This is a genomic window from Halorubrum sp. CBA1125 (assembly GCF_009742825.1).
Taxonomy (GTDB): domain Archaea; phylum Halobacteriota; class Halobacteria; order Halobacteriales; family Haloferacaceae; genus Halorubrum.
The window spans coordinates 1-7,188 of sequence record NZ_WPCE01000150.1 but is presented as its reverse complement, the minus strand read 5'-3'; the positions used below and the strand labels follow the sequence as shown (position 1 = coordinate 7,188).

Annotated in this window: 6 protein-coding genes and 2 pseudogenes; 4 read left to right on the top strand and 4 right to left on the bottom strand. The window is 69.0% G+C overall.

Annotated features, from left to right (window positions below; translation table 11 throughout):
* Nucleotides 1-831: RimK family alpha-L-glutamate ligase (locus GJ633_RS12265; protein ID WP_156589059.1), on the top strand; the 831-nt coding region annotated here is incomplete at its 5' end.
* Between the two features lie 96 nt (nt 832-927).
* Here GJ633_RS12265 and GJ633_RS12260 read toward each other — a convergent pair.
* Nucleotides 928-1,305, bottom strand: coding sequence for an Hsp20/alpha crystallin family protein (locus GJ633_RS12260; protein ID WP_156589058.1), 378 nt, complete (start codon nt 1,303-1,305; stop codon nt 928-930).
* 134 nt (nt 1,306-1,439) lie between these two features.
* On the opposite strand from GJ633_RS12260, the gene gap reads away from it, so the two are divergent.
* Together gap and GJ633_RS12250 are read left to right on the top strand one after the other, a co-directional pair.
* Nucleotides 1,440-2,492 (top strand): type I glyceraldehyde-3-phosphate dehydrogenase, encoded by a 1,053-nt coding sequence (gene gap, locus GJ633_RS12255; RefSeq protein WP_156589057.1) that lies wholly within the window; start codon nt 1,440-1,442, stop codon nt 2,490-2,492.
* 77 nt (nt 2,493-2,569) lie between these two features.
* The gene (locus tag GJ633_RS12250; RefSeq protein WP_156589056.1) at nt 2,570-3,808 is read left to right on the top strand and encodes a phosphoglycerate kinase; all 1,239 of its coding nucleotides are present in this window, start codon (nt 2,570-2,572) and stop codon (nt 3,806-3,808) included.
* A gap of 15 nt (nt 3,809-3,823) precedes the next feature.
* On the opposite strand, the gene lrp is transcribed toward GJ633_RS12250, so the two are convergent.
* Nucleotides 3,824-4,285, bottom strand: a complete 462-nt coding sequence (gene lrp, locus GJ633_RS12245) for an HTH-type transcriptional regulator Lrp (protein ID WP_156589055.1) — start codon at nt 4,283-4,285, stop codon at nt 3,824-3,826.
* A 126-nt stretch (nt 4,286-4,411) separates the two neighbouring features.
* Here lrp and glnA point away from each other — a divergent pair, with 126 nt between their 5' ends.
* Nucleotides 4,412-5,779, top strand: coding sequence for a type I glutamate--ammonia ligase (glnA, locus tag GJ633_RS12240; protein WP_156589054.1), 1,368 nt, complete (start codon nt 4,412-4,414; stop codon nt 5,777-5,779).
* Between the two features lie 89 nt (nt 5,780-5,868).
* Here glnA and GJ633_RS12235 read toward each other — a convergent pair.
* A pseudogene (locus GJ633_RS12235) lies at nt 5,869-6,847 on the bottom strand (calcium/sodium antiporter).
* 26 nt (nt 6,848-6,873) lie between these two features.
* A pseudogene (locus GJ633_RS12230) lies at nt 6,874-7,188 on the bottom strand (phosphoesterase); the annotation flags it as partial.

The following is a 7,188-nucleotide window of genomic DNA, read 5'->3' as shown; positions in this document are numbered from 1 at the left end:
CCCGGCGAGGACGCGGTCGACGCGGGCGCCGAGGCGTCCGTCGCGGCGGGGGGCGACCCCGACACACCCGACGATTCCGGCGACTCCGGCGAGTTCGACGGATTCGACGCCGGGTTCGTCTACCCCTCGCGGCTCATGGAGGGGGCGGTCGTCGACGAGCGGCTCGGCGTGCCGTGGGTGAACGGCCGCGAGGCGGTCCTCGCCTCGCGGAACAAGGCGGGCGTCCTGGCGGCGGTTTCGGCCGCCGGCCTGCCGACGCCGCGGACGACCCTCGTGTCGAACCCCGTCGACGAGTCGGTCGTCGCCGACGCGGTCGCGTCGTTCTCGTACCCGGTCGTGGTCAAGCCGAACTCCGCGACCCGCGGCGTCGGCGTCACGACGGCGGGCGACCTCGACTCCCTGTTGGGCGTCGTCGACTACCTGAACCTCACCCACGACTACCGCGCGACCGGCGACAAGTCGTACCTGATCCAGGAGTTCCTCCCCGACGCGCGCGACTACCGGGCCATGGTCCTCGACGGCGACTACGCCGGCGCGGTCCGGCGAGAGCTCCCCGACGACGCCGCGGGGGGCCGCTGGAAACACAACGTTCACCGCGGCGCGACCGCGCGCGGCGTCGAACTCCCCGAGCGCGGCCGCGAACTGGCCGAGCGAACCGCCGAGATCCTCGGGATCGACTACCTCGGGGTCGACCTGCTGGCGACGGACGATCGGATCGTCGTCAACGAGACGAACGCTCGGCCCACCGTCGACGCCGCGACGAAGTACGAGCCGGGGTTCTACGACCGGCTCGCGGCGCTGATCCGACGGACGGCCGGCGAGGGAGAGTGACGGGAGGGAACGGGGCAAGGAAGGAGGCCGCTCTCGGGACGTGGCGAGCGGGTCGACCGCCGCTCGGCCGAAGCGGGTCGCCGACGAAGCGACCGATCAGGCGACGTCGATCGACGCGGAGTCGTCGTCGCGGTCGAACGAGACCACCAACACGCCGTTGTTGAACGTCGCGTCCGCGGAGTGTTCGTCGACGGGAGCGGGGAGTTCGACGGTCTCGTCGTACTCCCGGCGGTCCGACACCGCGGAGATGGTGAGCGCCTCGCCGTCACACTGCAGCGAGAGCTCGTCTTTCGAGACGGCCGGGAGGTCGGCGACGAGTCGGACCGAGTCCTCGCTCGTGTACGCGTCGACGTGCGTCTCGGAGCCGAACCCCGCGTCCTCGTCGGCGGGGGCGCCGTTGGCCATCTCGTTCATCATCCGTTCGATCTCCGCGAAGAAATCGCCGAACGGATCGTCACGGTCGTCTCTGTCCATGGTTCACCTGACGGCGGTGAGCCCGATAAGCCTTCTGTCGGCCGCCGTATTCTCCGAAACGGATCCGAAAAGCGTCCGGACGGTCCGCAGCCGACTCGTACGAATTTAAGTAGCTCGGGGGCGCTTATTCGCATATGAGTAAATCACATCTCGTCGCCGCAGCAGACGTGAGCGAGGACGACGTCGTCCGAGTGGGGCTCAACGGGTTCGGGCGGATCGGGCGAAACGTGTTCCGCGCGGTCTTGGAGCACCCCCGGATCGAACTGGTCGGGATCAACGACGTGATGGACTTCGACGACATGGCGTACCTCGCGAAGTACGACACCGTCATGGGCCGGCTCGACGGCGTCGAACGCGAGGGCGATACGCTGACGATCGGCGGCACGTCGGTCTCGCTTTTCAACGTCCAGGACCCCGCCGACCTCCCGTGGGACGAACTCGACGTCGACGTCGCCCTGGAGTGTACAGGCGTCTTCCGGACGCGGGACGACGCGAGCGCGCACCTCGACGGCGGCGCGGACACCGTCGTCATCTCGGCGCCGCCGAAGGGCGAGAAGCCCGTCAAGCAACTCGTCTACGGCGTCAACCACGACGAGTACGACGGCGACGACGTGATCTCGAACGCCTCCTGTACGACCAACTCCATCACCCCCGTCGCGAAGGTGCTCGACGAGGAGTTCGGCATCGAGGCCGGGACGCTCACGACCGTCCACGCCTACACCGGCTCGCAGAGCCTCGTCGACGGCCCGATGGCGAAGCGGCGCCGCGGCCGCGCCGCCGCCGAGAACATCGTGCCCACCTCGACGGGCGCGGCCGGCGCCGCCCAGGAGGTCCTCCCGCAGCTGGAGGGGAAGATCGACGGGATGGCGATGCGCGTCCCGGTCCCGAACGGCTCGCTCACCGAGTTCGTCGTCAGCCTCGACAAGACCGTCAGCGAGGAGGAGGTCAACGACGCCTTCCGCGACGCCGCCGACTCGGGCCCGCTCGCGGGCGTGCTCGGCTACACCGACGACGAGGTCGTCTCCAGCGACATCGTCGGCCTCCCGTTCTCCAGCTACGTCGACCTCCAGTCGACGAACGTCGTCGCCGGCGGGGAGCTGGTGAAGATCCTCACGTGGTACGACAACGAGTACGGCTTCTCGAACCGGATGCTCGACATGGCCGCGTACGTCACCGACGAGGCGTAATCCGTCACGACGCTCGGATTGTTCCCGCTGCCGTTCGAGAACCCACCACTAAGTAGCTCACCGACCACCGTGTACACATGTCCACGTTCGCCACCATCGACGACCTGCCGGCCGACTCGCGCGTCCTCGTGCGGCTCGACCTCAACTCCCCGATCGAGGACGGCAAACCGCAAGACAACCGCCGCTTCGAGCGCCACGCGGAGACCGTCCGCGAGCTCGCCGACGCGGGGCACCGCGTCGTGTGCATGGCCCACCAGGGCCGCCCCGGCCGCGACGATTTCACGTCGCTTTCGGGCCACGCGGCCATCCTCGCCGAGCACGTCGGCCGCGACGTCCGTTTCGTCGCGGACACCTACGGCGACGAGGCGCTGTCGGCGATCGACGCGCTCGAACCCGGCGAGGTGCTCCTGCTTGAGAACACCCGGATGTGCGACGACGAGCTGCCCGAGGAGTCGCCGGAAGCGAAGGCCGAGACCGCGTTCGTGACGACGCTCGCCCCGCGCTTCGACGCGTACGTCAACGACGCCTACTCGGCGGCACACCGGAGACACGCCTCGCTGGTCGGGTTCCCGCTCGCGTTGCCCGCGTACGCCGGGCGCGTGATGGAGACGGAGTACGAGGCCAACACCGCCATCGCGACCCGCGAGTTCGACGGCCCGGTGACGATGGTCGTCGGCGGGACGAAGGCCACGGACGTGATCGGCGTGATGGACGCCCTGGCCGACAAGGTCGACCGCTTCCTGCTCGGGGGCGTCGCCGGCGAGCTGTTCTTGCGCGCCGCGGGTCACCCGGTCGGCCACGACGTGGCCGGGACGGATCTCTTCGACGAACAGTGGGAGCGGAACCGCGAGCTGATCGAGTCGGTCCTCGCCGAGCGGGGCGACGCGATCCGCCTCGCGAGCGACCTGGCGTACGAGGACGACGGCGACCGCGCCGAGGTCGCCGTCGACGACATCGACGAGAAGACGGAGGCGTACCTCGACGTCGGGTCCGAGACGGTGGCCGACTACGAACCCCCGATCCGCGCGTCCGATGCCGTGTTCGTGAAGGGCGCGCTCGGCGTCTTCGAGGACGAGCGGTTCGCCGACGGGACCGTCGGCGTGCTGGAGGCGATCGCCGAGACCGACTGCTTCTCGGTCGTCGGCGGCGGCGACACCTCCCGCGCGATCGAGCTGTACGGGCTCGACGAGGACGACTTCTCGCACGTCTCGATCGCCGGGGGCGCGTACATCCGCGCGCTCACGGGCGAGTCGCTGCCGGCGGTCGAAACGCTGCGTGCGGCCGCGAACCGTTCCCAGCCGCCCGAGCGGCGGTGACCGCGGAACTCGACGCTATTCCTCGTTGAGGTCGAGGTCGAACTGCTCGTTTTCCGTGACCGCGTTGAGCACGACGCTCGTGTTCGACTCGCGGATGTCGGCGTCGGTGAGGATCGACTTGATCTGGTCGTTCATCCCGTCCGTGTCGGTGAACTTCCCGATCGCGATCACGTCGTAGTCCCCGGTGACCTCGTAGACGCTCACCATCTGTTTCTCCTTTCTGAGCTTCTCGGTGACGTCGGGGAGCGCGCTGCCCTCTACTTTGAGCTGGAGCACCGCCGTGACGTCGTAGCCGAGCTTGTCGTAGTCGACGATGGGCGTGTACCCGCGGATCACGCCCTCGTCTTCGAGGTCTCGCAGGTGGTTCGAGACCGTGGTCACGGAGACGTCGAGCTCGTCGCCGAGGCTCCGGAGGCTCGCGCGGCCGTTGCTCAGAAGGGAATTCACGAGTTTCGCGTCGAGGTTTTCGTACGTCATCACACCTACTAACGGTTTCAGGGGTTTATAATTTTACGAATGTCCAGCCTTTTTGCGAGACTGGCGGTTCATGCACCAAGCGATAAGGCCTTTATACTGGCAGATAACGAACTAGTCGTCCAGAACATGACGGACGAACACGCGAAACCGGACGGCGGCCTCACGGCCAAAGAACAGGCGGTACTCGACGAGATGGAAGAGGAGAACGTCGACTTCCTGCGGCTCCAGTTCACCGACATCCTCGGAGTCGTCAAGAACGTCTCCGTGCCCGCCCACCAGGCGGAGAAGGCGTTCACCGAAGGGATCTACTTCGACGGCTCCTCGATCGAGGGGTTCGTACGCATCCAGGAGTCGGACATGCGGCTCGTCCCCGACCCGGACACGTTCGCGGTGCTCCCGTGGCGGCGCGACGAGGACGGCTCCGCCGCCGCCCGGATCATCTGTGACATCGTCGACACCGACGGCGAACCGTTCGTCGGCGGCCCGCGGCAGGTGTTAAAGAGCGTCCTCGCGGAGGCCGAGGAGATGGGCTACTCCGTCTCGATCGGCCCCGAACCGGAGTTCTTCCTGTTCGAGAAGGACGAGGACGGCAACGCGACCACGATCCCCCACGACAACGGCGGCTACTTCGACCTGGCGCCGAAGGACCTCGCGAGCGACGTCCGCAAGGAGATCATCTTCACGTTAGAGGAGATGGGCTTCGAGATCGAGGCCTCCCACCACGAGGTCGCCGAGGGCCAACACGAGATCAACTTCAAGTACGCCGACGCGCTCACGACCGCGGACAACATCGCGACGTTCCGGGCCGTCGTCCGCGCGGTCGCCGAACAGCACGACCTCCACGCGACGTTCATGCCCAAGCCGATCGCCGAGATCAACGGCTCGGGGATGCACAGCCACATCTCGCTCTTCGACGAGGACGGCAACGCGTTCGCGGACGACGACGACGAGTTCAACCTGAGCGAGACCGCCTACCAGTTCATGGGCGGCATCCTGAACCACGCACAGGCGTTCACGGCCGTCACGAACCCGACCGTGAACTCCTACAAGCGGCTCGTCCCCGGCTACGAGGCGCCCATCTACGTCGCGTGGTCCGACACGAACCGCTCGGCGCTCGTGCGCGTCCCGGACGCCGCCGGCGTCTCCGCGCGCTTCGAGGTCCGCAGCCCCGATCCGTCGTGTAACCCCTACCTCGGGATGGCGTCGCTCATCGCCGCCGGCCTCGACGGGATCAAGACGGACGCCGACCCCGGCGACCCGGTCCGCGAGGACATCTACGAGTTCGACGACGAGAAGCGCCAGGAGTACGGCATCGACACGCTGCCGCCGAACCTGGGCGCGGCCGTCGAGGCGCTCGAGTCCGACGAGGTCATCCAGGACGCGCTCGGGCCGCACACCGCCGAGAAGTTCGCCGAGGCGAAGTCCCAGGAGTTCAGCGAGTACCTCACGCAGGTCTCGCAGTGGGAGGAAGACCGCTACCTGGAGACGTTCTGAGGCGGTCGGAGACGGGCACGCTCAGCGACCGACGCACCTGTTTCCCGTATTTCGCTTTTTTGCCGCGCTCCCCGCAGCGGCTGAGTCGCTCAGCCGAAGATCCGGAGTAGCCCGAGCACCCACCTGACGGCCTCCGAGAGCGCGAACAGCGCACCCTCGACGCGCGAGAGCCGACGCCCCGACCACAGCGCGGCGACCATCAGAACCGTCACCGCGACCAGCCAGAGGCCGGTCTCTCCCGCCGCCCCGCTCACCGCGAGCGGTCGGAGGGCGGCGGCGACGCCCATGATTCCGAGGACGTTGAACACGTTCGAACCCACGACGTTGCCGACAGACATCCCCACGTGTCCCTGCCGCATCGCGACCAGCGACACCGCGAGTTCGGGCGTGGACGTGCCCGCGGCCACGATCGTCCCGCCGATGACCCACTCGGAGACCCCGACGCCGCGCGCCAGCGACGTCGCCGCCTCCACCATGAAGTGGCCGCAGACGAGCACGAGCGCGAGCCCGCCGACCAGCAGGACGGCGTCGCGGCCGCGGAACCGGGCGTGGTGCGCGAGCGTCTCCGTCACCCGCGAGTTCGGGTACTCGGTGACGATCGACGGGCCGGCGCGCTCGTCGCGGAGCAGGTAGGCCGTGTACGCGACGAAGCCGAGCGCGAGCGCGATCCCCTCCGGGCGCGTCACGACGCCGTCGGCGAGGGCCGCGACCCCCGCCCAGCGTCGCGGCCACGAGCGCGGCTCCGTCGCGGTGGACGATCGAGCGCTCGACCGGCACGACGCGCAGGAGGGAGACGACGCCGAGGATGAACGCGAGGTTGTAGACGTTGCTGCCGAGCACGTTCGCGACGGCGACGTCGCCGAGCTCCGCGAACGCCGCGTCGATCGACACGACGAGCTCCGGCGTCGACGTCCCCATCGCGACGATCGTCAACCCGATCGTCAGCTCGGAGACGCCGAACCGCCGCGCGAGTCGGACGACCGCGTCCACGAGCGACCGCGCGCCGATCCAGAGCCCGAGCACGGTCGCGGCGATCACCCCGACGTCGACGAGGGAGCCGTCCACCATCGTCCGGGGTGACGGCGGCCCGGGTATTAAATCGCCCCGCGGATGTCGATCCCGCGGTCCGCCACCGCCGGCAGCGCGACCACCGCGACGACCGCGGCGGTCGTCGCGACCAGCGTGACGAGAAGCGAGTCGGCGAGCGCGTACGCGCCGACCCAGAGCGCGCCCGTGACCGCGAGCGCCGGGACGGCGACCCGGACCGGGACCGCGGGCTCGTCGCCGTCGACGAGCAGCCAGCCGACCGCGCCGCCGGCGCCCGGTGGCGATCCCGATGCCCGGCCTCGATCACCTCGGCGGCGTGGCCGCCGGCGACGGCGACCGCGGCGGCGACGACGGAGACGCCG

Coding starts and splice junctions, on each gene's coding strand:
- GJ633_RS12260 (WP_156589058.1), bottom strand. CDS start 1,305: ATGGACAGAGACGACCGTGACGATCCGTTCGGCGATTTCTTCGCGGAG.
- gap (WP_156589057.1), top strand. CDS start 1,440: ATGAGTAAATCACATCTCGTCGCCGCAGCAGACGTGAGCGAGGACGAC.
- lrp (WP_156589055.1), bottom strand. CDS start 4,285: ATGACGTACGAAAACCTCGACGCGAAACTCGTGAATTCCCTTCTGAGC.
- GJ633_RS12250 (WP_156589056.1), top strand. CDS start 2,570: ATGTCCACGTTCGCCACCATCGACGACCTGCCGGCCGACTCGCGCGTC.
- glnA (WP_156589054.1), top strand. CDS start 4,412: ATGACGGACGAACACGCGAAACCGGACGGCGGCCTCACGGCCAAAGAA.